At 71.4% G+C, this 24,346-nt stretch carries 22 protein-coding genes and 1 pseudogene; 16 read left to right on the forward strand and 7 right to left on the reverse strand.

Going from position 1 to position 24,346, the window contains the following annotated elements; translation table 11 throughout:
- Positions 1 to 48: 48 nt before the first annotated feature.
- Complete coding sequence (locus FLW16_RS15935; RefSeq protein WP_142560803.1) at positions 49 to 1,419, forward strand: PHB depolymerase family esterase; 1,371 nt, start codon at positions 49 to 51, stop codon at positions 1,417 to 1,419.
- A gap of 51 nt (positions 1,420 to 1,470) precedes the next feature.
- Here FLW16_RS15935 and FLW16_RS15940 read toward each other — a convergent pair whose 3' ends face one another.
- Positions 1,471 to 2,304, reverse strand: coding sequence for a PaaX family transcriptional regulator C-terminal domain-containing protein (locus FLW16_RS15940; protein WP_260615305.1), 834 nt, complete (start codon positions 2,302 to 2,304; stop codon positions 1,471 to 1,473).
- Positions 2,305 to 2,406: 102 nt separating this feature from the next.
- Between FLW16_RS15940 and FLW16_RS15945 the strand changes: the two genes are divergently transcribed.
- From FLW16_RS15945 to FLW16_RS15975, 7 genes are all read left to right on the forward strand, one after another.
- Positions 2,407 to 3,321: an SDR family NAD(P)-dependent oxidoreductase gene (locus tag FLW16_RS15945; protein ID WP_142560805.1), complete on the forward strand. Its 915-nt coding sequence runs from the start codon at positions 2,407 to 2,409 to the stop codon at positions 3,319 to 3,321.
- 91 nt (positions 3,322 to 3,412) lie between these two features.
- On the forward strand, positions 3,413 to 3,871 hold the full coding sequence (locus FLW16_RS15950; protein ID WP_142560806.1) for a MaoC family dehydratase: 459 nt from the start codon (positions 3,413 to 3,415) through the stop codon (positions 3,869 to 3,871).
- A gap of 222 nt (positions 3,872 to 4,093) precedes the next feature.
- A complete protein-coding gene (gene speB, locus FLW16_RS15955; RefSeq protein ID WP_142560807.1) occupies positions 4,094 to 5,041 on the forward strand; it encodes an agmatinase in 948 nt (315 codons plus the stop codon).
- Complete coding sequence (locus tag FLW16_RS15960) at positions 5,038 to 6,687, forward strand: N,N-dimethylformamidase beta subunit family domain-containing protein (protein ID WP_142560808.1); 1,650 nt, start codon at positions 5,038 to 5,040, stop codon at positions 6,685 to 6,687. The genes speB and FLW16_RS15960 overlap by 4 nt, the downstream gene beginning before the upstream one ends.
- A complete protein-coding gene (locus FLW16_RS15965) occupies positions 6,684 to 7,064 on the forward strand; it encodes a cupin domain-containing protein (RefSeq protein ID WP_142560809.1) in 381 nt (126 codons plus the stop codon). The genes FLW16_RS15960 and FLW16_RS15965 overlap by 4 nt, the downstream gene beginning before the upstream one ends.
- Positions 7,065 to 7,137: 73 nt before the next feature.
- Positions 7,138 to 8,628, forward strand: coding sequence for an APC family permease (locus FLW16_RS15970; protein ID WP_142560810.1), 1,491 nt, complete (start codon positions 7,138 to 7,140; stop codon positions 8,626 to 8,628).
- The gene (locus tag FLW16_RS15975) at positions 8,621 to 11,170 is read left to right on the forward strand and encodes a CehA/McbA family metallohydrolase (protein ID WP_142560811.1); all 2,550 of its coding nucleotides are present in this window, start codon (positions 8,621 to 8,623) and stop codon (positions 11,168 to 11,170) included. The genes FLW16_RS15970 and FLW16_RS15975 overlap by 8 nt, the downstream gene beginning before the upstream one ends.
- 171 nt (positions 11,171 to 11,341) lie before the next feature.
- On the opposite strand, the gene FLW16_RS15980 is transcribed toward FLW16_RS15975, so the two are convergent.
- A complete protein-coding gene (locus tag FLW16_RS15980; RefSeq protein ID WP_142560812.1) occupies positions 11,342 to 12,193 on the reverse strand; it encodes an SDR family NAD(P)-dependent oxidoreductase in 852 nt (283 codons plus the stop codon).
- A 308-nt stretch (positions 12,194 to 12,501) separates the two neighbouring features.
- Between FLW16_RS15980 and FLW16_RS15985 the strand changes: the two genes are divergently transcribed.
- The 5 genes from FLW16_RS15985 to FLW16_RS16005 are packed head-to-tail and all read left to right on the forward strand — an operon-like array spanning position 12,502 to position 17,732.
- A complete protein-coding gene (locus tag FLW16_RS15985) occupies positions 12,502 to 13,848 on the forward strand; it encodes an MFS transporter (protein ID WP_142560813.1) in 1,347 nt (448 codons plus the stop codon).
- A gap of 15 nt (positions 13,849 to 13,863) precedes the next feature.
- Complete coding sequence (locus FLW16_RS15990) at positions 13,864 to 15,402, forward strand: long-chain fatty acid--CoA ligase (protein ID WP_142560814.1); 1,539 nt, start codon at positions 13,864 to 13,866, stop codon at positions 15,400 to 15,402.
- Between the two features lie 3 nt (positions 15,403 to 15,405).
- On the forward strand, positions 15,406 to 16,482 hold the full coding sequence (locus tag FLW16_RS15995; protein WP_221891105.1) for an aromatic ring-hydroxylating dioxygenase subunit alpha: 1,077 nt from the start codon (positions 15,406 to 15,408) through the stop codon (positions 16,480 to 16,482).
- A complete protein-coding gene (locus FLW16_RS16000; protein WP_142560815.1) occupies positions 16,479 to 16,700 on the forward strand; it encodes a hypothetical protein in 222 nt (73 codons plus the stop codon). The genes FLW16_RS15995 and FLW16_RS16000 overlap by 4 nt, the downstream gene beginning before the upstream one ends.
- Before the next feature lie 36 nt (positions 16,701 to 16,736).
- On the forward strand, positions 16,737 to 17,732 hold the full coding sequence (locus FLW16_RS16005; RefSeq protein WP_142560816.1) for a PDR/VanB family oxidoreductase: 996 nt from the start codon (positions 16,737 to 16,739) through the stop codon (positions 17,730 to 17,732).
- Between the two features lie 42 nt (positions 17,733 to 17,774).
- On the opposite strand, the gene FLW16_RS16010 is transcribed toward FLW16_RS16005, so the two are convergent.
- Positions 17,775 to 18,701, reverse strand: a complete 927-nt coding sequence (locus tag FLW16_RS16010; protein WP_142560817.1) for a sigma-70 family RNA polymerase sigma factor — start codon at positions 18,699 to 18,701, stop codon at positions 17,775 to 17,777.
- Positions 18,702 to 18,836: 135 nt separating this feature from the next.
- Here FLW16_RS16010 and FLW16_RS16015 point away from each other — a divergent pair, with 135 nt between their 5' ends.
- A complete protein-coding gene (locus tag FLW16_RS16015; RefSeq protein ID WP_142560818.1) occupies positions 18,837 to 19,226 on the forward strand; it encodes a VOC family protein in 390 nt (129 codons plus the stop codon).
- A 57-nt stretch (positions 19,227 to 19,283) separates the two neighbouring features.
- On the opposite strand, the gene FLW16_RS16020 is transcribed toward FLW16_RS16015, so the two are convergent.
- Positions 19,284 to 19,805, reverse strand: coding sequence for a YbhB/YbcL family Raf kinase inhibitor-like protein (locus tag FLW16_RS16020; protein WP_142560819.1), 522 nt, complete (start codon positions 19,803 to 19,805; stop codon positions 19,284 to 19,286).
- A 132-nt stretch (positions 19,806 to 19,937) separates the two neighbouring features.
- On the reverse strand, positions 19,938 to 21,278 hold the full coding sequence (locus FLW16_RS16025; protein WP_142560820.1) for a M1 family metallopeptidase: 1,341 nt from the start codon (positions 21,276 to 21,278) through the stop codon (positions 19,938 to 19,940).
- Between the two features lie 222 nt (positions 21,279 to 21,500).
- On the opposite strand from FLW16_RS16025, the gene FLW16_RS16030 reads away from it, so the two are divergent.
- The gene (locus tag FLW16_RS16030; protein WP_142560821.1) at positions 21,501 to 21,983 is read left to right on the forward strand and encodes a hypothetical protein; all 483 of its coding nucleotides are present in this window, start codon (positions 21,501 to 21,503) and stop codon (positions 21,981 to 21,983) included.
- Between the two features lie 45 nt (positions 21,984 to 22,028).
- On the opposite strand, the gene FLW16_RS46190 is transcribed toward FLW16_RS16030, so the two are convergent.
- Positions 22,029 to 22,343 carry a cellulose binding domain-containing protein gene (locus FLW16_RS46190; RefSeq protein WP_396686375.1) on the reverse strand — a complete coding sequence of 105 codons (315 nt, stop codon included), beginning with the start codon at positions 22,341 to 22,343 and terminating at the stop codon, positions 22,029 to 22,031.
- A 7-nt stretch (positions 22,344 to 22,350) separates the two neighbouring features.
- On the opposite strand from FLW16_RS46190, the gene FLW16_RS46195 reads away from it, so the two are divergent.
- On the forward strand, positions 22,351 to 22,635 hold the full coding sequence (locus tag FLW16_RS46195) for a hypothetical protein (RefSeq protein ID WP_396686377.1): 285 nt from the start codon (positions 22,351 to 22,353) through the stop codon (positions 22,633 to 22,635).
- Between the two features lie 545 nt (positions 22,636 to 23,180).
- On the opposite strand, the pseudogene FLW16_RS46200 reads toward FLW16_RS46195, so the two are convergent.
- Positions 23,181 to 24,011: pseudogene (locus FLW16_RS46200) on the reverse strand (glycoside hydrolase family 44 protein); the annotation flags it as partial.
- Positions 24,012 to 24,346: the final 335 nt, after the last annotated feature.

Below are 24,346 nucleotides of genomic sequence, written 5' to 3' on the forward strand. Positions count from 1 at the left end.
GGCGCACGGAAAAGAGGGAACGGCCGCTGATCGAAAAAGGAGGAGCGGATGAAGCGATTACTCGCGGTGCTCGCCGGTGCCGTCGCCGCGGTGCTGTGCGCCGCCGTGGCGCTGGTGTCGGTGCTGGTGTCCGCGCACCCCGCCGCCGCCGCCACGCTGACCGAGGTGACCAACTTCGGCGCCAACCCCGGCAACCTGCGCATGTACGTGTACGTCCCGAACAGCGCCCAGCAGAACCCGCCGATCGTGCTGGCCATGCACACGTGCGGCGGCACGGGGCCGGGCTTCTACTCGTCCACCGAGTTCGCGTCGCTGGCCGACCGGTACGGCTTCATCGTGATCTACCCGTCGGCCTCGAAGAAGATGAACTGCTTCGACAACTGGTCGGACGCGTCCAAGGTGCGCGGCGGCCAGACCGACCCGGTGTCGCTCATGTCGATGGTGACCTACGTCGAGCAGCAGTACCACGGCGACCCGAACCGGGTGTTCGCGACCGGCGCCTCCTCCGGCGCCATGATGACCAACGCCATGCTCGCCCTGTATCCCGAGGTGTTCAAGGCGGGGGCGGCGTTCATGGGCGTGCCGTTCACGTGCTTCCCCAACGAGGCGGCCTACAACCCGGCGGGCAACTCCTCCCCGTGCGTGGGCAAGACCGCACAGCAGTGGGGCGACGCGGTCCGCAACGCGAACCCCGGCTACCGGGGACCGTGGCCGCGGATGCAGCTGTGGCACGGCACCAGCGACACGGTGGTCAACTACGCCGAGCTGGAGGAGGAGGTCAAGCAGTGGACGAACGTGCACGGCCTGAGCCAGACGCCGACCACCACGGACACGCCGCAGTCCGGGTGGACCCGCCGCCGCTACGCCGACGCCTCGGGGACCGTGCGGGTCGAGGCGTACAGCATCCAGGGCGCGGGCCACAGTCTCCCGATGAGCGGCATGGCGGCCGTCGCCATCCAGTTCTTCGGCCTCACCGGTAGCGGACCGAGCCCGAGCCCCAGCCCCACCGTCAGTCCGTCCGCGAGCCCGTCCGCCAGTCCGTCCGTCAGCCCGTCCGCGAGCCCGTCGCCGTCCGCGAGCCCGTCGAATCCGCAGCAGGGCGCCTCCTGCCGGATCACCTACAGGGCCAATTCCTGGAACAACGGCTTCACGGCGGACGTCACGATCACGAACACCGGCACCGCTCCCGTCAACGGCTGGACCGTCACCTGGACGTGGCCGGGCAACCAGCAGGTCACCAACGCGTGGAACGCCGGCGTGACCCAGTCCGGCGCCCAGGTCACCGCGCGCAACGTCTCCTACAACCCGGCCATCCCCGCCGGAGGCAGCACGAGCTTCGGCTTCCAGGCCTCCTACAGCGGCAGCAACACCGCACCGGCCGGCTTCGCCCTCAACGGCGCGGCCTGCACCACCGGCTGACCGGCCCCGGCCGCGCCGCGACGATCCATCAGGGGGCGGCGCGGCCGGGCGTCAGACGACCAGCGTGTCCAGGACGGTGGCGGCCAGCTCGGCGGCGGGCGGCTCGTACCGCTGGGCGAGCGTCTGGAAGGTCTGCTCGGCCTGGATCGCCGGCCAGTCCCGGGGCAGGTGCTCGGCGGGAAGGTGCGGATCCTGGCGGACGAGCTGCAGCCAGTCGGTGTGCAGCAGCAGCTGCCGCGCGAGGTCGTCGGGCGCGCCGGGGAGCGGCCGGGGGACGTCCCACTGGGCGAGGAACGCCCGGTAGCGCGCGGCGATCTGCTCGATGTCGAACGCCTTCCCGACGAGGTCGGCCGCCTCGGTCGGCTTGAACGCCCTCGCGGCCAGCACGGTCACGTGGTCGCCCAGATCGAGGGAGGCGAGGACGTCGGTGACGTCCTTGGCGCCCGGCGCGATCCACAGCCCGCTCTGCAGCAGGCCGAAGCCGTGCCAGATGAGCCGCGACCGCAGGTCGTGCCGGGTGCTGCGGCGGCTGTCCGGAATCGAGAAGCCGACGAGTGTCCAGCTGCCGTCCCAGTCGCGGTTCACCGCGCCGGTCTCCCACACCCGTTTGCGCCCGTCCTCCAGCACCTCCACGGCATGCGGGGTGAGCCCGAAATACACCTTCCGGCCCTGCCGATGCCGTTCCAGCAGGTTCCGCTTCACCATCCGCGCGAGCGTCGACCGTACGGCCTCCTCGGAGACGCCGAGGCGGGCGAAGACGTCGATGACGCTCCCGGAGTAGACGGCGATGCCGCGATGCAGCACGTAGATACCGAGGAAGCTGAACAGCAGGGACTGCGGGCGCAGGGATGGCGCCGTCTGGTCGTCTTCGCCGCCGAGGGTCACAGCAGCAGGGTAGACCGTCCCAAACGTCATGCAAATCTTTGACGGCCGTCAGATAGCTGCCATACATTCACGATGTCGGGCTGCCGAGCGAAGGGCGACACTATGGATCTTTCCGGCAGGGTGGCCGTCGTCACCGGCGCGGGCCGCGGCCTCGGGCGCGCGTACGCCGAGGCGCTGGCGGCGGCAGGGGCGGCGGTCGTCGTGAACGACGTGGACGGCGACGCGGCCACGGGGGTCGCCGGCGGGATCACCGCGAAGGGAGGCAGGGCCGCGGCCGTCGTCGCCCCGGTGGGCTCCGCCGAGGTCGCCGAGCGGCTGGTCGACACGGCCGTCAAGGAGTTCGGCCGGCTCGACGTGATGGTCACGAACGCGGGCATCCTGCGCGACCGGGTGCTGTGGAAGATGTCGGACGACGACTTCGACGCGGTGATGGGCGTGCACCTGCGCGGCACGTTCACCTGCGCCCGGGCGGCGGCGGTGCGCATGCGCGAGCAGGGGAGTGGGGGCCGGCTGATCCTCGTCTCCTCGCCCGCGGGCCAACGCGGGAACTTCGGACAGACGAACTACGCCGCCGCCAAGGCGGGCGTGGTCGCCATGGCCAGGACCTGGGCGATGGAGCTGGCCAGGGCGAACATCACGGTGAACGCGATCGTCCCGGTGGCGGCCACCGAGATGACCAAGACGATCCCCGCCTTCGCCCCGGTGATCGAGGAGGCGGAGCGGACAGGGAAGCCGTTCCCCCGGTGGCTGCGCAGGGACGAGGGGATGGGCACCGTCGAGGACGTCGCCCCGCTCGTCGTCTTCCTCGCCTCGGACGCCTCCGCCGAGGTGACGGGCCAGGCCATCGGCATCGGGGGAGACCGGCTCGCGCTGTGGTCGCACCCGGTGGAGAAGATCGTGGCGTACGCCGACGGCGGCTGGACGGCCGACGCCATCGCGGCCTCCTGGCGTACGGGCGTCGGCGCCGCCCCGGAGACGTACGGCATCCCCGCACCCGAGAATCCGGAGACCCGGTGAACATCGAGGACCCGGTCGCGATCGACGTGCGCACGCACGCCGCGGTCTCCACCGGCGGGCACGCCGGCTCCATGGAAGGGACGGCAGGCACATGACCATCACGGTGAGCGGGCTCGACGAGATCAGGGCGCTGGCCGGCAAGGATCTCGGCCACAGCGGCTGGCTGGAGATCGGCCAGGAGCGGGTGAACACCTTCGCCGACGCCACCGACGATCACCAGTGGATCCACGTCGATCCCGTCCGGGCCGCGGACGGGCCGTTCGGAGGCCCGATCGCCCACGGCTACCTCACCCTGTCCCTGGTCATCCCGCTGTTCAACGAACTGCTGGACATCCAGGGCGTGAAGATGAGCGTCAACTACGGCCTGGAGAAGGTCCGCTTCCCCAGCCCGGTCAAGGTCGGCAGCAGGATCCGCCTCGCCGCCGCCGTCGTCTCCGTCGAGGACGTCCCCGGCGACGGCGTCCAGATGCTGCTCGACTTCACCGTCGAGACCGACGGCTCCGCCAAGCCCGCCTGCGTGGCGCGGGTGATCTACCGGCACTACGCCTGACACTCCGCGCCTGACGCCTGACACCCGGCGGCTGAGGGCCGTTTCCGTGGGACGACCCGGCGACCGCTTCGGCCGCCGGGTCGTCCGCGTTTGTTCTCATCCACAAACCTGCCCCCGACTCTCCGTTCTTGCGCCAATTGCCGGTTAAGTCCGGTTGCGTGCAGACTTGCCGATCCATAGGCCCCTGACCTGGGGCTTCGCGGCGGAGAGAAAGGATCAGGTATGAGCGTGCCCCGGGGGCCCGTCGACTCCTCACGGGTTCCGCGATTCGCCGGACCGGCCACCTTCGCGCGGCTGCCGCGGCTGGACGAGGTCGGCCGCGCCGATGTGGCGGTGGTGGGCGTGCCGTTCGACAGCGGGGTCTCCTACCGCCCCGGCGCCCGGTTCGGCCCCTCGGCCGTCCGCGAGGCCAGCCGCCTGCTCCGGCCGTACCACCCGGGCCTGGACGTCTCGCCGTTCGCGGAGATACAGGTGGCGGACGCGGGCGACATCGCGTGCAACCCGTTCGACATCCGCGAGGCGGTCGAGACCGTCGAGGAGGCCGCCTCCGGGCTGATGGAGGGCGGCACCCGGCTGGTCACGATCGGCGGCGACCACACGATCGCGCTTCCGCTGCTGCGGGCGGCCGCCCGGCGGCACGGCCCGGTCGCGCTGCTGCACTTCGACGCGCACCTCGACACCTGGGACACCTACTTCGGGGCCGAGTACACGCACGGCACCCCGTTTCGACGGGCGGTCGAGGAGGGCATCCTCGACACCGAGGCGGTGTGCCACGTCGGCACGCGCGGCCCGCTGTACGGCAAGAAGGACCTCGACGACGACCGCCGGCTGGGTTTCGGCATCGTGACCAGCGCCGACGTGATGCGCCGGGGCGTGGACGAGGTCGCCGACGCGCTGCGGCAGCGGATCGGGGGCCGCCCGCTCTACCTCTCGATCGACATCGACGTGCTCGACCCGGCGCACGCGCCCGGCACCGGCACTCCCGAGGCCGGGGGGCTGACGAGCCGGGAACTTCTGGAGATCCTGCGCGGCCTCGTCGGCGCCGATCTGGTCGGCGCCGACGTCGTGGAGGTCGCGCCCGCCTACGACCACGCCGAGATCACCTCCGTCGCGGCCTCCCATGTGGCCTACGACCTGATCAGCCTGCTCGCACTCAAGGAGGAGAAGTGAGCGACACGAACGCGACGAAGGGGCTCCCCGCCGCCTTCGCATGGTCTCCGAAGGGCTGGCCCTCCGAGCGCGCCTTCAGCACGCCGGACGCGGCCGAGGCGTGGTGCTACACCGACCGGTTCTCGTACTTCCCGGGGGAGACCGTCCGCCTCCATCTCAGCGCGAGCGTCCCGTCCTTCGACCTGGAGGTGGTCCGCGACGGGCTGGAGCCGCGCGTCATCTGGTCGCGCGAGGGGCTGTCGGCGGGCCGGTTCGAGGCGCCGGCCGACGCCCACGCCGCCGGCTGCGGCTGGCCGGTGGGGCTGGAGCTGGAGATCCCGGACGACTGGCGGAGCGGCTTCTACATCGTCACCGTGCGCGCGGTCACGCCGTCGGGCGAGCTGTGGGAGCGCGAGCACTTCTTCGTGGTCAAGGCGCCGGCCGGCCGGCGTTCCCCCGCCGCGCTCGTGCTGACCACGGGCACGATGCTGGCCTACAACGACTGGGGCGGCGCGAACCACTACCGCGGCCTGGGCGACGACCCGCGTTCCGACAACGGATCGCCGCTGGCCTCGACGCAGCGCCCGATCGCCCGAGGCATGATCCGCAAGCCGGCGGGCGCGCCCCGGGAGGCCAATCCCGGCACGCTGCCGATCAACGGCGCTCCCCGCTACCCCTCGTACGAGTGGGCACGCCTGTTCGGGTACAGCCGCCACCACGCCGACGCGTTCTGGGCGACCTACGAGCGGCACTTCGTGGTGTGGGCCGAGCGCAACGGCTACGAGATCGACTATCTGACCCAGCACGACCTGCACTTCGACCCCCACGCGCTGGACGGGTACTCCTGCGCGATCGTCGTGGGGCACGACGAGTACTGGTCGTGGCGGATGCGCGACACGGTCGACGCGTTCGTGGACGCCGGCGGCAACCTGGCCAGGTTCGGCGGCAACTACCAGTGGCAGGTGCGGCTCAGCGACGACGGGGCCACCCAGTACTGCTACCGGCTGCCCTCGCTCGACCCCGAGGCGGCCACGACGCCGCACCTGGCCACCACGGTGTGGGAGGCGAAGTCGGTCGGACGGCCGGGCGCCACCACCATCGGGCTCAACGGCCTCGGCGGGATCTACAACCGCTACGGCGTCGCCACTCCCCGCTCGTCGGGAGGCTTCACGGTCTACCGGCCGCACCACTGGGCGTTCGAGGGGACCGACCTCTACTACGGCGACCTGCTCGGCGGGCCCCCGTACTTCCTGGCGGCCTTCGAGCTCGACTCGGTCGAGTACACCTTCCGGCGCGGCCTGCCGTACCCGACGTTCGAGGACGGCGCTCCGGAGACGCTGGAGATCCTGGCTCTCGCACCGGCCGTACGCGGGGAGGAGGACCGCTTCGGCGGCCGGGTGCCGATCGGCGGGCCGGAGGAGGAGGTCTACAACTACAACGCGGACCTCGGCGACGACCTGCCCGACTACGTGCACGAGGGCGAGATGCGGGGCGCCGGGATGATCGCGGCGTTCACCCGCGGCGACGGCGAGGTCTTCAACGGCGGCACCACGGAGTGGTCCCACGTGCTCAGCCTCGGTGACCCCTTCGTCGAGCGCATCACCCACAACGTCCTGCGCCGCTTCGGCATGAGCGGCCGCTTCGGACACCAGGGGGCGGCGTCGTGAACGAGCGGCGGACACCGGCGGGCATCGACGCCGTCCGTGCGATCACGGCCGAGAACGGCGAGCGCTTCGTGCCCCCGCTGAGCGACTACCATCTGCTGTCCGCCGAGTGGACGGAGGCGGAGTTCCGGGTCTTCGGCGGCGGCGCGAGCTCGTTCACCGGCGGTTTCTGGACCGGAGAGCCCGGCGCCGTGCGGTTCGACTCCTGGCCCTATGACGAGATCTGCTTCATCCTCAAGGGCCGCGTCGCCGTACAGGACGAGTCCGGGCGGCGCAAGGAGTTCGGCCCGGGGGAGTCGTTCCACATCCCGCAGGGCTTCCGCGGCGACTGGATCACCCTGGAGCCGAGTGAGAAGGTCTTCGTCGCGGTCAGTCGCTGAGCTCCCCTTTCCCGCCTCCGGGCCCCACCTGCCTCCAGCCCCGAGCCGACCCGCAGTAAGGAGCACACACACCATGCCAGCTCATCCCCCCGGGAGCTCCGCGAACGCGCCCGACTCCCTGGCCGGCAACGCCATGGGCACCAAGGACCTCGTCTTCACGGTCCTGGCCGCGCTGGCCCCGCTGACGCTCATCGTCGCGGTCGCCCCCCTGCACTTCCTGAAGGGCGGCGCCGCCGTCCCCGGCGGCTACCTGGTCGCCGGGGTGGTCATGGCGCTGTTCGCCGTCGGTTTCATGACCATGAGCCGCTACGTCCGCAACGCGGGAGCGTTCTACGCCACCATCTCGCGCGGCCTGGGCAAGCCGGCGGGCTCGGGGGCGGCGATGCTCGCCGTCGTCGCCTACAACGCCCTGCAGATCAGCACGTACGGCGCGCTCGGTGTGTACGCCAACGAGACGTTCGAGAACTACTTCCACCGTGACGTCCCGTGGTGGGTGTTCGCGATCGTCGGCCTGATCTTCGTGGGGTGGCTCGGTTATCGGGGCATCCACACCAGCGCCCGGATCCTCGGGACCCTGCTGGTGCTGGAGACGGTCGTGCTCGTCGTGCTGGCGGCCTACGTCCTCGCGAAGGGCGGCGCCGGTGACTGGTCCGCCGAGTCGTTCGCGCCCAGCAGGGTCTTCGACCCGGGCAACGGGGCGATGTTCGCCCTGGTCGCCGGGGCGTTCATGGGCTTCGAGGCCACCGCGATCTTCAGCGAGGAGGCGCGGGGCGGCATCCGTACGGTCCGCCGGGCGACCTACATCGCCGTCGGGTTCATCGCCGTCTTCTACGCCTTCGTCACCTGGGTCATCGTGATGGCCTACGGCGTCGACAAGATCGGGCCCGCGGCCGAGGCCGACCCGGTCAACCTCGTCGTCGCCGTCTTCGACAAGTACGTGCCCGCCCCGATCACCGAGGTCATGCACATCCTGCTGCTGACCAGCGCGTTCGCCGCGCTGCTCGCGCTGCACAACGCGGCCAACCGCTACTTCTACGCGATGGGCCGCGAGGGCCTGCTGCCCCGCGCGCTCGGCCGCACCCACCCGCGGACCAAGGCCCCTTTGACGGCCGGTCTCGTGCAGACCGTGCTGGCGGCCGTGGCCGTCGTCGTGTTCGCGGTCTTCGGGATCGACCCCTACCTGGGGCTGCTGCTGTGGGGCAGCGCGCTCGGGTTCCTCGGGATCATCTGCCTGTGGGCGTTCTGCTCCCTGGCGATCATCCGCTTCCTGCGACGGCAGGCGCCCGAGGCCGGGATCTTCCGGACCACGATCGCTCCCGGGCTCAGCTTCGCCGCCCTGGCCGTGGTGCTCTTCCTCGTCCTGAGCAACCTGCCGCTGCTGACCGGCGCCGGCACCACCACCAACATCCTGATCGTCGGTCTCGCCGTGGCCGCCGTCGTCGCCGGCGTGACCAGGGCCCTGTATCTGCGGGCCCGCGCACCCCGGCTCTACGCCGGACTGGCCCAGACGTCCGTCGACGAACCGCCCGCGGGGCGGAGAGAGCCCGCCATCGGAAATGCCTGATCACGACACGTCATCGCCCGGCGGCTGCCGCGGCTACCTGCCGCTCGACCTGGCCGGCGTGCTGAACGCGCCGCGTTCGGTCCTCGACGACGGCGACTCCTATCCGCTCGGGCCGCGTACGCTCTACGGCCTGCCGTTCCTGTTCGGCGACGAAGGCGACGCGGGCGCGGCGCTGCTGCGCGTGGGCGGGCCCGACCCGGCGACCGTCACCGTGCCGGTGGACCGCGCGTTCACGTGGATGGTGGTCGCCCACGCCCTGGAGTCCCCGGACCTGTTCGACGGGCAGATGGCCGGTCAGCTCTGCGGGCACTACACGCTCGTCTACGACGACGGGACCACCGAGCGGCTGCCGGTGCGCCAGCGCCTGGAGATCGGGCCCACGCCTCGGCTGTGGAGCGACCGAGCCATCCCGCTCGACTGGGGGCAGACCCCGTTCCTGGCCGTCCCCGACGCCCAGCACCGGCTCATGCCTCGCACCCACGGGCGTTTCGACGCCGCCGGGGCGCGGTTCGTCGACATCGACGACCCGCAGGCCCGGTCGCCGTACGTCCTGCCCTACCGGTTCTACCTGTGGCCCTGCCGCAACCCCCACCCGGGTAAGACGGTCCGCGCCCTGGAGATCGCCTCGGCGGGCCCGGCCATCCTCGTCGGCGCGCTGACCACCAGCGAGCTCGACGAGGACCCCTTCGGGCGTACGGTGTGGCGCGACGTCCTGCTCGACCTCGACCCGCCGGTGGGGCCGATCGCCGAGGACCTGGCGGTGACCGTCGACAGGGGATCGGCGACCTACGTCTACCGCACGGTCGGCTCCGGCGACGCGGCCGCGGGGGACACCCCGGCCTGGGGGACCCCGGTGGGGGAGCACCACCAGGGCTACGTACGCGTCGCCGCCACCCCGTCGGCGCGGCTGACGCTCACCCGCGGGGAAACGGTGATCAGCACCTGCGGATGGGAGGAACTGCTCACCGCCGGACGGCACAGCGACGGCGGGGTCACCTGGCGCGTCCCCGACGCCGGGCGGGCCTGGGTGCGCACCACGGTCAGGGACGCGGCGACCGGTGAGCCGGTCCCGTGCCGGATCCACTTCCGGTCCGCCGACGGGGTGCCCTATCCGCCGCACGGGCATCACGGGCACATCAACTCCGACGGCAACACCTGGAACCTCGACATCGGCGGCGACGTCCGCCTCGGCACCACGACCTACTCCTACATCGACGGCGCCTGCGAGGGCTGGCTGCCGCTGGGCGAGGTCACGGTCGAGGCGGCGCGCGGGTTCGAGTACGAGCCGCTGCACACCACGGTCACGATCCGGCCGGGCCGGACCGAGCTCGAACTGACGCTGACCAGGGTGACCGACCTGGCCGCCGACGGCTGGTACAGCGGCGACACCCACGTGCACTTCGTCTCGACCCTCGGCGCGGAGCTGGAGGCCCGCGGCGAGGACGTCCGGGTCACCAACCTGCTGCTCAGCCAGTGGGGGCACCTGTTCACCAACACCGAGGAGTTCACCGGGCACCCGCACACCTCCCACGACGGCCACACGCACGTGTTCGCCGGCCAGGAGAACCGCAGCGGCATGCTCGGCCACATCAACCTGCTCGGCCTGCGCCGCCCGATCATGCCGTGGTGCACCGGCGGCGCCGAGGAGTCGGAACTCGGCGGCGGCCTGGAGACCACGCTGTCCCACTGGGCCGACGAATGCCACGAACAGGGCGGCACCGTCGTGCTGGCGCACTTCCCCGTGCCCAACGGCGAGGCCGCGGCCCTGCTCGCCACCGGCAGGCTCGACGCCGTCGAGATGATCGCCTACGACCCCTACAACATCCAGGAGTACTACCGCTACCTCAACGCCGGCTACCGGATCACCCTGGTGGGCGGCACCGACAAGATGAGCAGCGAGGTGCCGATCGGCCTCATCCGCACGTACGCGCACGTGCCCGCGGACGAGGAGTTCGACTACTGGGCCTGGTGCAGGGCCGTCCGGGAGGGCGCGACCTTCGTCACCAGCGGGCCGCTCCTGTGGTTCCGCGTGGACGGTCACCGGCCGGGCGAGGACGCCCGCGTGCCCGCGAGCGGCGCCGTACGCGTCGAGGCCCGCGTTCAGTCGATCTTCGATGTCGACCGGCTCGAGATCGTGGTCAACGGCCACGTCGTCGCCGAGCGCCGGACCGGCACTCCCGGCCGCACGCTCGAACTGACCGCGGACGTGCCCGTGACCGAGGACAGCTGGATCGCCGCGCGCTGCTACGGGCCGGGCGCCGACGTCGCCCGCCACCACGACGTGTGGGCCAGGCCGATCATGGCGCACACGTCTCCGGTCTACCTGCGGACGGGCGAGGAGTACGCCCGCTTCGACGCGGCCACGGTCGACCACATGCTGAACCTCGTCGACGGCTCCCTCGCCTACATCGACGAGCGCAGCCGCCGTATGTGGCCCGGCCAGGTCTGCCATCGGCACGGGCAGGAGGACCATCTGGCCTTCCTGCGGGCGCCGTTCCTGCAGGCCCGCGAACTGCTGCGCGAGCGCAAGGCGGCCGTCTGAGGCCACGCCGCCGGCGCGATCCGGTACGGCCGCCGCCCGGCCGCCTCGACGGGCGGGCGGCAGCCGTCCTGGTCCACGTCGCCACCGGCGTTCATCCAAGGGTGAGCGGGATCTCGGGATTGCCGGGCTGGGCGCTCATGTCCCGGTCCTTCTCCATCGAGGCCGGCCCCGTCACCGATCTTCTTGATCGAGCTTGCCCTGAGCCTCCCTCGAAAGATCCTGCCAGTCGGCCCAGGTCTTGAGCCGGTCGGCGTAGACCTGCTGGAGCATCGGGTAGAAGCCCAGGCCGAAGAGCACCCGCAGCGGCGGGTTGTCGGAGTCGACGATCTTGAGAAGTGCCCGGGCCGCGGCGGCCGGGTCGCCGGCGGGCTGCTTTCCCGCGAACGCGGCGAGGCGCCGGCGGAGACCGTCGTAGGCCGGGTTGTGCTCGGCCACGTGGCCGTTGTCGAGGGGATCGGGGTTCTCGCCTGACCGGGTGGCAAAGCCGCCGGGCTCGATCACGGTCACCTTGACGCCGAAGTCCGCGACCTCGTGGGCGAGGGTCTCGCCCAGGGCTTCCAGGGCCCACCTGGAGGCCTGGTACGCGCCGCCGAGCGGCATCGCGATGAGCCCGGCGGCCGAGGACATCTGGATGACGTGTCCCGATCCCTGCTCGCGCAGGTAGGGCAGCGCGGCCTGGATCACCCACACCGCGCCGAACAGGTTGGTCTCGAACTGGTCGCGCAGGTGCTGCTCGGTCAGCTCCTCGATCGCGCCGATCTGGGCGTAGCCGGCGTTGTTCACGATGACGTCGAGACGGCCGAAGTGCTCCTTGGCCCGCTTCACGCTCTCGAAGACGGCCGCCTTGTCGGTCACGTCCAGTTCGAGCGCGAGCACCGCGTCGCCATAGGCGGCGACCAGCTCGTCAAGGCTCGCGGTGTTCCGCGCGGTCGCGGCCACCTTGTCGCCGCGGGACAGCGCGGCCTCGACGAAGTTGCGGCCCAGACCGCGGGACGAACCGGTGACGAACCAGACCTTGCTCATGATGTCTTTTCTTTCTGCGGTTGTCTGCTGTTTCACCCCCTAGACCGACGACCCGGCACGGATATGACGGTGGGCGAGTGTGACCTGCGTCTCTCGGGCACTCGTGGCGCAGCACGCGTCCGCGGCCTGTGGACGCGGCGGCCGGGCGGGGTAGGTCGAGATGGAGGCCGAGGGCCGGGCGCGCGTGCGTCCGGGCCGGGGCTGCCCGCGTCCATATTGGGCAAAGTATTGACCTCCGTTAGAAATCTGCCTAACCTCCGGACGAGAAGGCGAGAGTCTCAGCTCGCTCCCGGACGAGGAGCTCGGTCATGCCGAACCTGTCAGTCGCACCCCCCAGTTCGATTCAGCTCCGCCGCGCGGTGACCTCCAGCTTCCTGGGCAGCGTCATCGAGTACTACGACTTCCTGCTGTACGCCACGGCGTCGGCCGTGGTCTTCAACAAGGTCTTCTTCTCCTCCCTCGACTCGCTCACCGCGACGGTCGCCAGTTTCGGCACGTTCGCCACGGGCTACCTGGCGAGGCCGCTCGGCGGAGTGATCTTCGGTCACTACGGCGACCGGCTGGGACGCAAGCGCATGCTCGTGCTGACCATGACCCTGATGGGCGTCGCCAGCTTCCTCATCGGCCTGCTCCCCACCTACGCGCAGATCGGCAGCCTCGCGCCCATCGCACTCGTCGCGCTCCGGGTCCTGCAGGGCGTCGCCGTCGGCGGCGAATGGGGCGGCGCGGTGCTGATGTCCGCCGAGCACGCGACCGGCAGGCGCGGCCTGTGGGCGAGCTTCACCAACGCCGGAGCCCCCTTCGGCATGGTGCTGTCCACGGCGGTGCTCAGCGGCACGGCCGCGGTCATGGACGAGCGGGCGTTCCTGAGCTGGGGCTGGCGGGTGCCGTTCCTGATCAGCATCGTGCTGCTGGCGGTCGGCCTGTTCGTTCGGCTGCGGGTCGAGGAGACCCCGGTGTTCGAGGCCGCCAGGAAGCGCGCGTCGAGGCTGCCGCTGCTGGACGTGTTCCGCGACCACCCGAAGGCCCTCCTGCTCGGGGTCGGCGTCGGACTGTCCGCCTTCGTGGCCCAGGGCACCCTCACCACCTATCTCATCGCGTACGGCGTGCGCGCCGGCTTCGCCAGGCAGGCGGTGCTGAACGCGCTCACGCTCTCGTCCGCGCTGGCCGTCCTGGGCATCGTCGGCTGGTCGGCGCTGTCCGACCGGGTCGGGCGCCGGCCGGTGGTGCTCGCGGGCGCGGTGCTCATGGCGGCGTACGGCTTCGCGCTCTTCCCGATGGTGGACTCCGGCAGCACTGCCGTGCTCGCCCTCGCGCTCGTGCTCGGTCAGTCGCTCGTCCACCCGCTGATGTACGGCCCGCTCGCGGCGTTGTACACCGAGCTGTTCGCCACCGGGAGCCGCTACACGGGAGCCTCGCTCGGCTACCAGATCGCCGGGCTCGGAGCAGGTCTCGCGCCGCTGCTGTTCGCCCAGCTCGACGCGTCGGGCGGCGGGACGACGACGATCTCGGTGATCATCGCGGCCTGCTGCCTGCTGACCGTGGTCTGCGTCCTGGCGCTGCGCGAGACCAGCCGCCAGGACCTGACCTCGGTGACTTCCGCCGCGCCCGCATCCGCTCGCGTCGCCGACACGGCGAAACCGTCCTCCGCCTGACGAGGGGTACCACTCATGCGCAACGCCGGACTGGGAGGCTGGCCGGCCCGCAGGGCCCAGATGAGCCCGGACCGCACCGCGTTCGTCTACGAGGACCGGCCGCTCAGCTACGCGGAGGTCCACGAGCGGACGACGAGGCTCGCGTCGCGGCTGCGTGACGCGGGAGTGCGGGCGGGGGACCGGGTCGCCTACCTCGGTCCCAACCACGTCGCCTTCGCCGAGACGATGTTCGCCACCCACGTGCTCGGCGGGATCTTCGTCCCGCTGAACTTCCGGCTGGCCGCGCCCGAGATCGCGTACATGCTCGATCACTCGGGCGCGTCCGTCCTCGTCTACGCGCCGGAATGCGCGGCACAGTGCGCGGAGGCGGTCCGCGATCTCCCAGGCCCGCGCACGGTCGTGGCGCTCGACTCCCCGGCGGAGGGGGAGCGGCACTACGAGACGTGGCTGTCGCAGGGCGACCCCACGCCGATCGACACCCCGGTGGCACTCGACGACATCGCCCTCATCCTCTACACCTCCGGCACCACCGGACGGCCCAAGGGCGCCATGCTCAGCCACGCCAACCTGGTGTGGAACTGCTTCCACATCATGATCGGCGTGGACGTGACGAGCACCGAGGTCACGCTCATCAGCGCGCCGCTGTTCCACGTGGCGGCCCTGAACCAGACCCTGCTGCCGACCTTCCTCAAAGGCGGCATCTCGGTCATCATGCCGTCATGGGATGTCGACCGGTGTTACGACCTCATCGAGAAGCACCGGGTCACCTGGATGTTCGGGGTCACCGCGATGTTCGCCGCGTTGGCGCGGTCGCCCCGGTGGCACGGCGCCGACCTGTCCTCGCTGCGCACTCTCATGTCCGGGGGCGCGGCCATCCCGGTCGCGTTGATCCGCGCCTACCAGGAACGGGGCCTGGTCTTCTGCCAGGGCTACGGGATGACCGAGACCTCGCCGGGCGCGACCTTCCTGGAGGCGGGCGAGAGCGTGCGCAAGGTGGGCTCCGCCGGGGTGCCGGTGTTCTTCGCCAACGTGCGCGTGGTCCGGCCCGACCTCACCCCCGTGGCGCCCGGCGAGCCGGGCGAGGTTCTCGTTCAGGGGCCGAACGTCACCCCCGGCTACTGGCGCGATCCGGAGGCGACCGCCGCCGCGCTGGCCGAGGGCGGCTGGTTCCACTCAGGAGACATCGCCACCCTGGACGACGAGGGCCACCTCCACATCGTCGACCGGGTGAAGGACATGTACATCTCCGGCGGGGAGAACGTCTACCCGGCGGAGGTCGAGGGCGTGCTCTTCGAACACCCGGCCGTGGCGGAGGCCGCCGTGGTCGGGGTGCCCGACGACACGTGGGGCGAGGTCGGCCGCGCCTTCGTCGTGCCGCGCCCCGGCGCGGCCGTCACCCCCGGCGAGCTGCGCGACTTCCTCCGCCCCCGGCTCGCGAAGTACAAGATCCCGGTCTACGTCGACGTCGTCGACGCGCTGCCGAAGACCGGTTCCGGCAAGATCCGCAAACCCGACCTGCGCAGGCGGCCTCTGCCCGCCGGCCTCGAGGAGTAATTCGTGATCGTCACCGAATTCGCGCGCAACCAGTGGTACGTGGCCGCCTACGGTCACGAGGTCGGCCGGCGTCAGCTCGGCCGCACCATCCTGAACGAGCCGATCCTGCTCTACCGCACCGAGGACGGGCGGGCGGTGGCGATGGCCGACCGCTGCGTGCACCGCCGGTTCCCCCTGTCGGAATCGCCCAGCCACCTGGTCGGCGACCGCGTGGTCTGCGGCTACCACGGCTTCACCTACGGACCGGACGGCGTCTGCGTCGCCGTGCCCGCCCAGCAGCGCATCCCGCGCACCGCGCGGCTGCGCACCTACCCCGTGGTGGAGCAGGACTCGTTCGTCTGGGTGTGGATCGGCGACCGCGAGCCGGGCGACACGCTGCCGCCGCGCGCTCCCTGGCTGGCCTCGCCCGACTACGCCACGGTGTGCGGGATGGAGCCGCTGAACGCCCGGTACGGCCTGCTCGTGGACAACCTCCTCGACCTGTCCCACGAGACGTACCTGCACGGCGGGTACATCGGCACCCCGGAGGTGGCCGAGACCCCGATCACGACGGAGGTCGACGAGGACGCGGGCGTCGTCTACGTCAGCCGCCACATGGACGACGCGGCCTGCCCGCCGTTCTACGCCGAGTCGACCGGCATCAAGGGCCGGATCACCCGCTGGCAGGACATCGAGTATCACCCGCCGTGCCTGTATCTGCTGCACAGCCGCGTCGCCCCCGTCGGATCGCCCCCGCCCGCCGCCGACGGCACGGACCCGCACGCCTTCCACGTCGAGGTCGTGTACGCGATCACCCCGTCGACGGACAACGCCACCTACGACTTCTGGGCGGTGGCCCGCGACTTCGCGCTCGACGACGAGAAGGTCTCCGACTTCCTGCGGGACAGCAACCGCACCGTCGTCCTGCAGGACGTGGCCGCGCTCAACACGCTGGAGCAGGTCCTGGCCGCGGAGCCGGACCGATACCAGGAGCTGTCGGTGAACATCGACACCGGCGGGCTGGCCGCCCGCCGCCTCCTCGCCCGGATGGCCGGCCCCGTGCCGGCCGACTCCGTGCCCTCGCAGAGCGCCGTTCGATGAACGCACGGGACTCCGGTGCGCGGGCCGGCCGCACCGTCTACCGCATCCGCTGGCTGCCGGGGACGGACCGGCTGCACGCCTCCTGCTTCTGCGGGGCGGAGCGCGAGTTCGAGGACCCGGTGGCCCTGTGGGACTGGCTGCTCGGCCACCCGGAGGGCCACCGGCCCCGGCCCACGGCGGCGCAGGACTCCCCGGCCCCGGCCGCCGCGCTCGTCTGAGACACGACATCCTCCAGAAAGGAAGCCTCGGCGACCATGCCCGTCACGGAACCGGAGCTCGACGTGAAGGTGGCGGGCAAGACGCCCGTCGCCGAAGGCGTCGTCCTCCTGCGTCTCGTCCGTCCCGACGGCGGCCCGCTGCCCGCCTGGACGCCGGGCGCCCACGTCGACCTGCTGCTCGCCCCGGGGCTGGTCAGGCAGTACTCGCTGTGCGGCGACCCCGGTGACCCCTCGGTCTTCCAGGTGGCGGTGCTGCGGGAGTCCGGCGGGCGGGGCGGCTCGGCGTACGTGCACGACCGGCTCGCCGAGGGCGACACGATCCGGGTGCGCGGTCCCCGCAACCGCTTCGGCCTCGCCGAGTCGCCCCGCTACCTGTTCGTCGCCGGCGGCATCGGCATCACCCCGATCCTGCCCATGATCGAGGAGGCGGCGCGGCGCGGGTGCGACTGGCGCCTGGTGTACGGCGGGCGCACCCGGGCCTCGATGGCGTTCGCCGACCGGCTCGCACGGGACCATCCGGGCCGGGTGGAGCTGTGCCCGCAGGACGAGACGGGTCTGCTCGACCTGGACACGCTGCTCGGCGTCCCGCGTGCGGACACCCTCGTCTACTGCTGCGGACCCGAGCCGCTGCTGGCGGCCGCGCAGGAGCGGTGCGCCTCCTGGCCGAAGGGAGCGCTGCGGGTCGAACGCTTCGTGCCCTCGGCCCGGAACGGCGCGGGCACGGCGGAGGACACGGCGGAGGGCGCGGCGGAGGGCACGGCGGAGGGCCCCTTCGAGGTGGAGCTGGCCCTGACCGGCACGACGCTGACCGTGCCGGAGGGCCGCTCGATCCTGGAGGTGGTCGAGGAGGCGGGGGTCGCGGTGCTGTCGTCCTGCCGCGAGGGCACCTGCGGCACCTGCGAGACGGCGGTGCTCGGCGGCGTCCCCGATCACCGCGACGACCTGCTCACGGAGGAGGAGCGCGAGGCCGGGGACGTCATGTTCATCTGCGTGTCGCGGGCCCGGTCCGACCGCCTCGTCCTCGAACTCTGACCGGCTCGGAAGCGGAGGTCGCCTGCCGGCTCCTCCAGGTGCTCACTGCGCTCGGCCCCCGCTGTCCTGGCCGGCGAGCGCGTCAACCGCGGCCGGCTCAGCCCGCTCCTTGTCGTCGGTGCCGAGGAACACGATGTCGAGGTCGTGGAGCCGGTCGGGGGCGGCGTCGACGGCGATGCGGGTGATCTTCCCGTCGCCGACGGTGAACGTGAAGACGGCCTTCGGCCGGCCGCGGTGCGACCAGACGGCCGCCGGAACGCCGTCGACCAGGGCGAGCCGGGCGGCTTGAGCCCGTCCGGCGAAGAAGGCCGCCACCGCGTGGGCGCCGCGGATCTCGCCGGCCACGGCGTCCGGATCGAGCAGCTCGAGCAGGGCGGCGAAATCCCCGTTCCGGGAGGCGGCGAGGAAGGCGGCGACGATCTCCCGCTTCGGAGATCGCGCGGCATCGGATGCCCCGGCCGCTCCTCGCACCCGGCGCCGGGCCCGGCTGGCGAGCTGCCGGGCCGCCACCGGGGAGCGGTCGATGATGGCGCCGATCTCGTCGAACGACACAGCGAAGACGTCGTGGAGGACGAACGCGAGCCGCTCGGCGGGACTCAGCGTGTCCAGCACCACCCTCAGCGCGACACCGACAGAATCGGCCAGCAGCGCCTCGTCCTCGGGGCCGGTCTGGTTCGTCGGGCGCAGGCCCGCGAGCGGCGCGGCCGGCTCGGGCGGCAGCGTCCCGGCCGACTCCTCCGGCCGGGTGCGGCGTGCCTCGAGCATGTTCAGGCAGATCCGGGCGACGACAGTGGTCAGCCACCCGGCCGGATTCTCCACCCTGCCGGTGTCGGCGCGGCCGGCCCGCAGCCAGGCCTCCTGCACCGCGTCCTCGGCCTCACTGGGCGAGCCGAGCATCCGGTAGGCCATCGCCTGCAATCGGCCCTGGTGCTCGGCGAACCGCTCGCTCAGCCAGTCCTGCTCGACCATCTGTCACATTCCTCCGTCGCGGCTGTCATACCTGAATGACCGGCGAACCCACGCCGATGTGACATCCGGGCCCGGCTCGGATGTCCGGCCTGCCGGTTCGGCCGGCGAACACCCGGAAACCACCAGGAGAGAACCGTGTCCCTGCAGGTGAATGCCATCATGCTCGGTGTCCAGGACCTGACCCGAGCCAAGAAGTTCTACGAAGGCCTGGGCTGCGAGATCGACAAGGACACCCGCCATTTCGTTTCGTTCAGTCTGGGCGAGGGATCCCCGCAGCTGGCCCTCTACGAATGGGAGGCGGCGGCACAGGACGCCGGAGTCTCCGCGGAGGGATCCGGATTTCGCGGCGCCTCATTCCACTTCAACCCCGACTCCAGGCAAGCGGTGGATGAGATGATGCGCAACGCGGTGGCCGGCGGCGGCAGCGTGGTCAAGGAGGCGGCTCCCGCCCAGTGGGGCGGATACTTCGGCTACTTCAGCGACCCGGACGGCTATCTCTGGAAAGTCACCACCTACGCCTCCTGACCTGTAGACCTCACGCAGGGCCCCGGCCTCGCCACCCCGGCGAGGCCGGGGCGCCCGTCAGCCTTTGCGGGTGCCGACGGTCTCGCCCGAGGCGATCGCGGCGTCCTTGATGCGCCGGTGCACCGCTGCCGCGTCGCCGCCCGGCGTGATCGGGCCGCGCAGCGCGTACACGATGAAGTGGTAGTGGTGCACCCCGCTCGGCGGGCAGGGGCCGGCGTAGGCGGCCTTGCCGTCGCTGCCCGGCAGGACCTTCCCCGGGGCGCGGCCCTCGGGCACGCTCGTCTCGGTGGCGGGGATGCCGGTCACGATCCAGTGGATGTACGTCCCGCCGGGGGCGTCCGGGTCGTCCACCACGATCGCCAGCTCGCGAGCGGACCCGGGAACGCCGCTCCAGGTCAGCGGGGGCGAGACGTCCTGGCCTCCCTGCCGGGCGCACACGTGCTTCCCGGGGATCGCGGCGCCCTCGGCGAAGGCCGGGGTGCTCACCTTCAGAGCGTCCGCAGGCGAGGCGCCCTCGGCCGAGCATCCCGGGAGGAGGACCGCGAGGAGGACACCGCCGACCAACTTGCCGATCTTCATTCGGCCAGGATAGGCGGCCGGAGCGTGCCGGCCCCGTCATCGCGCCCGGCGTGTGCGAGACCGGGCCGCCCGGAACGCAGCGATGCGAGCGTCCCGCTCCCGGGCGGGCCGGGAGCGGGACGTTCGGTGAACTCAGCCGTCGATGCGGTGGGTGGTCCAGAACGACGACAGGTCCACGGAGGTGGCGGCCTGCGCGGCGGCCTTGAACTCCGCGGTGGTCGAGACCCCGTACCAGTGGGCGGTGGCGTAGTTCTTCAGCAGGTTCTGCATCGCCGTCGTGCCGATCGCGCGCCGCAGGTCGTGCAGCGCGCACTTGCCGTAGGTGTAGACGACCGTGCCGTACCGGCTCGAATGGGCGTCCCAGTAGGCCATCGAGTTGCTGATCTTCTCGGCCGACGACTGCCAGGAGACGCTGTTCCAGCAGTTGGCGCCCGAGAGGCCGTTGTAGAGGTCGGTGGCGTAGTCGGTGAACGACTCGTCCAGCCACGGGCCGGCGTACTCGTCGTCGCCGACGATCCCGTACCACCACTGGTGGGCCAGTTCGTGGGCGAGCGCGGTGGAGCTGACCACGTCGAGCACGAAGCCCGGATACTCCATGCCGCCGAACCAGAAGTTGTTGTCCAGCACCACGTCCGCCTCGCCGTACGGGTAGGCGCCGAACCGTCCCGCGTGCGCGACGAGCGCGTTCTTCGCCGTGGTCATCATCGAGCTCGCGCTGCCGGAGCTGATCGAGCTCACCCGGTAGACGTTCACGACGACGCCCGTCGTGGTGGTGCTCGTGGTCTTGACGAACGGCCCGGCCGCCCACGCGAACTCGCGGACGTTCTTCGCCGTCGCCTTGGTGATCGTACGGCCGGATGTGCCCGGCGTGTCGACGGAGGTGCCGGTCGCCGGCACGAGCAGCGAGGTCGGGTGGTCGAGCGTCACCGAGTAGTCGCTGATCAGCGCGTAGAAGGACTCGCCGTTGTTGCTGTACGGGTCGAGGTGCCAGCCGCTCGCGTCGCGGACCGCCAGGACCGGCAGCGCGTTGCCGATGAAGTTGTAGGACCCGTCGCGCCCGAACCGGTCGGCGCCGCTTGGCACGACGATGCCGAGATCGAACCCGATCGAGGCGCTCTGGTTCTGGGCGAGCGGCGTGGGCAGGGTGATCTTCAGCGCGGTGCAGGAGACCGACAGTGGGGACGGCGTGCCCCCGGTCACGTTGGTCACGGTGACCGGCGTGGACGGGCATGCCCCGTGGTAGTTGTCCCAGAGGCGGAGGTAGACCTCCGTCAGGGGGTCCGCCGACAGGTTGGCGAAGGTGACGCTCTCATGTCCTGTCCACGTGCTGCCCGAGGCGTTGCTGGTGAGGGTGACCGTGTAGGAGGGCGATCCCGGCGTCCTGGTCCCGTCCACGGCGTGCGCGGCCGGCGGAACGCCCCACACGAGGACGAGCACGGCCGCCGCCGCGGTGATCAGGAATCGTCGCACCATGAGGAGGGTCTCCTTTCGAGCGCCCGAACCCCCGATCTGCCGACGTAATGTAACTTTTTGTCAAATGGCGGTCAATGATTGCTTTTTGGCCGTTCTGGTGCTTTTAGCGGCAGGATTTCCCTCGACGGGCATTGGTCGCGTATTCGCTGAGCGTGATTGCGTGAACACTTCCTGTCATCGATACTCGTCCGGGTGGCAAGCGCACTCGGAGAGGGTCACAGGGTGGTTCGAACCAGGCATGGCAGGACCACCACGGCGATCGTCGCCGCGACCGTGCTCCTGTGCGTCCCATCCGGCGCGGCCTCCGCCGGCCCCGGCGGGGATCGGCCGATCGACTGCCGCACCTGGCCGGGGCCGAACCCTGACACGGTGAAGAACGTCAGGCCCGTGTACTCCCTGACGAACGGGAAGTGGGGCAACGAGGTGGACGTCACGCTCTGGCGCGGAGACGCGGGCCCGCGCGGGGAGTGGCACTACTGGGCGACCCTCACCGGCCGCACCCGCCCGGGTGACGCGGTCTGGCTGAACGTCTGGCCTCCGGGCGGCGGCCCGTGGCATCGGTGCGGCCCCTTTCCGGTGAGTCGTGACGGCCAGGCGGTCTCCTCGCCGATGGCCGTCTGGCGTGATTTCACCCTCGTCAGAGCCTGCGGCCGGCACGACGACTTCAGTACGTGCGGACGCGACAAGGGCGCGATGGTGGAATGACCCCGGCCGTGCCGGCCGGGGAAGGCCGGCACCGGGGTCGGTGGGTCAGCTCGTCGCGCAGGGCGAGCCGTTGAGCGTGAACTGCTTGGGTGCGGGGTTGGCGCCGTTGTCCCAGCGGCCGAGGAAGCCGAAGGTCACGCTGCCGCCGTTCGCCGCGATCGTGGCGTTGTAGCCGGCGTTGGTCACCGTGACGTTCGGCCCGCTCTGGGTGTAGGAGCCGTCCCACAGCTGGGTCACGGTCTGCCCGTTGCCGTACGTCCAGCCGAGCCGCCAGCCCTTCACGGCCGCGGCCCCCCGGTTGACGATCCGGACTCCCGCCTGGAAGCCGCCGGTCCACTGGTTGGTGACCGTGTACGTCACCGTGCAGGTGGCGGCCGGCGTCGGCGAGGAACTGGGAGAGGGACTGGGCGAAGGGGACGGGCTGGGGCTCGGGGAGGACGACGGGCTGGTGGAGGGGCTGGGGGACGGCGAGGCGGACGGGGAGGGAGAAGGCGAGGCGGATGGTGAGGGAGAAGGCGACGGGCCGGCGCCGGCGGGGATCACGACGGTGCTGATCGAGTTGGCCGGGAACGTGCCGGTGAAGCCGCCGGCCCCGACCTGCACGTCGGCGTCGCGCCTGATGGCCGACGTGTCGGCCGCGCCGTACCGGTAGACCTGGGCGGTCGCTCCGCCGGCGCGCCCCTTGACGGCGACCTGGCTGGTCAGGTCGCCGCCGGTCTTGTTCACCACGACGAGCGTGAGCGCCCGGTCGGAAGCCCGCTCGGCGGCGTACACCGCCAGCTTGCCCTGGTCGGCGCTGGTCGCGCCGACCGCCGTCTCGCCGAACCGGCCGCCCTTGCCGTCGTAGTTCAGGTACATCCGGAAGGCGTACGCGCCGGGCTGGGAGGCCGTGGGCGGCCCCCACAGGGTGGCGAGGTCGAGGCCCTCGCGGCCGAAGATGCCGAGGATGTCGGCCTGGGCCAGGGCGCCGTTGACGTGGTCGAGGGCGCCCCAGTTGTACTCGGTGATCGCGGTCTTGGTGCCGGGATACTCGGCGGCCACCAGTTCCTTCATCCGCGGGATCAGCCGGACCTGCGTGCTGATCCAGCTCTCGTCCGTGTACGACGGGTCCCACAGCGCCCGGGTGGAGCGCAGCCGCAGGGCGTCGGTGGCCGGGTCGCCGCCGGAGCCGAAGGCGACGCCGGACGCCTGTGGGTAGAAGTGCTCGTCGAAGTAGTCGAGGACGCGCAGGCCGTGCTCGTCCTCGTATTTCTTCATCTGCCGCAGGTACCACGTGGTGAACGGAAGGCCGCCGCGGACCTCCTTGTCCGGGGGGTTCGACCAGCAGTTGGTCCGGCCGCAGGTCTCCTGGTCGAGGCCGGAGTAGTCCCAGGAGGACCAGCCCCAGCCGACCGGGCCGAGCGTCTTCGCCCCGGGGTCGGCGGCCTTCACGGCGGCGCCGATGAGGTAGGCCTTGTCGCGCAGCTCGACCGAGCTCGCGCCCTCGGGGTGGACGTCCCGGTGCGTGCTGTGCCAGATGTCGGGCTCGTTGTCGAGGTTGTAGAACTTCACGCCGCCGCCCGAGGCCGTGCCGTACCTGCCGGTGAGGTGGCCGATCCAGTCCTTCACGTACGCCGCCCCGGCTTCGACGCTCGTGTCGTGGGGGTCGTTGCCGGTGATCTTCGTGCCGTCGGGCTTCACGCCGTTGCCGCAGTCGGGACGCCACTGGTCGGTCTGCTGCTGCGGGCCGTATTTGGCGACGGAGAACCCGCAGGAGCCGTCGCGGCCCTTGGGGACCCAGCCGATCAGCGGGACGGTGAGGATCGTGTCGGTGCCGGTGCGCCGGTCCTGCTCGACGAACCGGTCGGCCGTCGAGCCGTCCGGCAGTTTCGACGGGTCGGCGTTGTCCTCGGCGATGTTCTCGAAGTACCAGTCGGAGGCGCGGTTGCTGGTGTCGTACAGGTAGTTGTAGCGGGTCGTCGCGTTGCCGCCCCACCGGCGCACCGGGAGGCGCAGTTCCTTGGCCAGCGCCTCGTCGGCGAAGTTCATGCCGTAGATGTACGGACTGATGGGGTGCCGCCCGGTGGTGGTGTCCACCGTCAGCGCGGGGCCGTCGGCGGCCGCGAGGGCGGGCACCTGGCCGGCCGCGCCGATCGACAGGGCGATCGCCGCGGTGAGGGCGATCGTGAGCGTTCGCGTTCGCACGGGTCTCCTTCGGGTCCCTGGGGGTCGTGGAAGTCCTGGGGCCGCCGGATGCGAGGGGAGCACCCGTCGAGCGGCCAGGGCATCACGCTGGCCAAGACCCGGGCGGGGAACAAGAACGCGGTTCGCCGGAGCACCGCGGGCACGCGCTGAGCTGCCACACCCCCTCACCTGCGAATGGA

It is taken from the genome of Microbispora sp. KK1-11 (assembly GCF_006874435.1).
Lineage (GTDB): Bacteria > Actinomycetota > Actinomycetes > Streptosporangiales > Streptosporangiaceae > Microbispora > Microbispora catharanthi.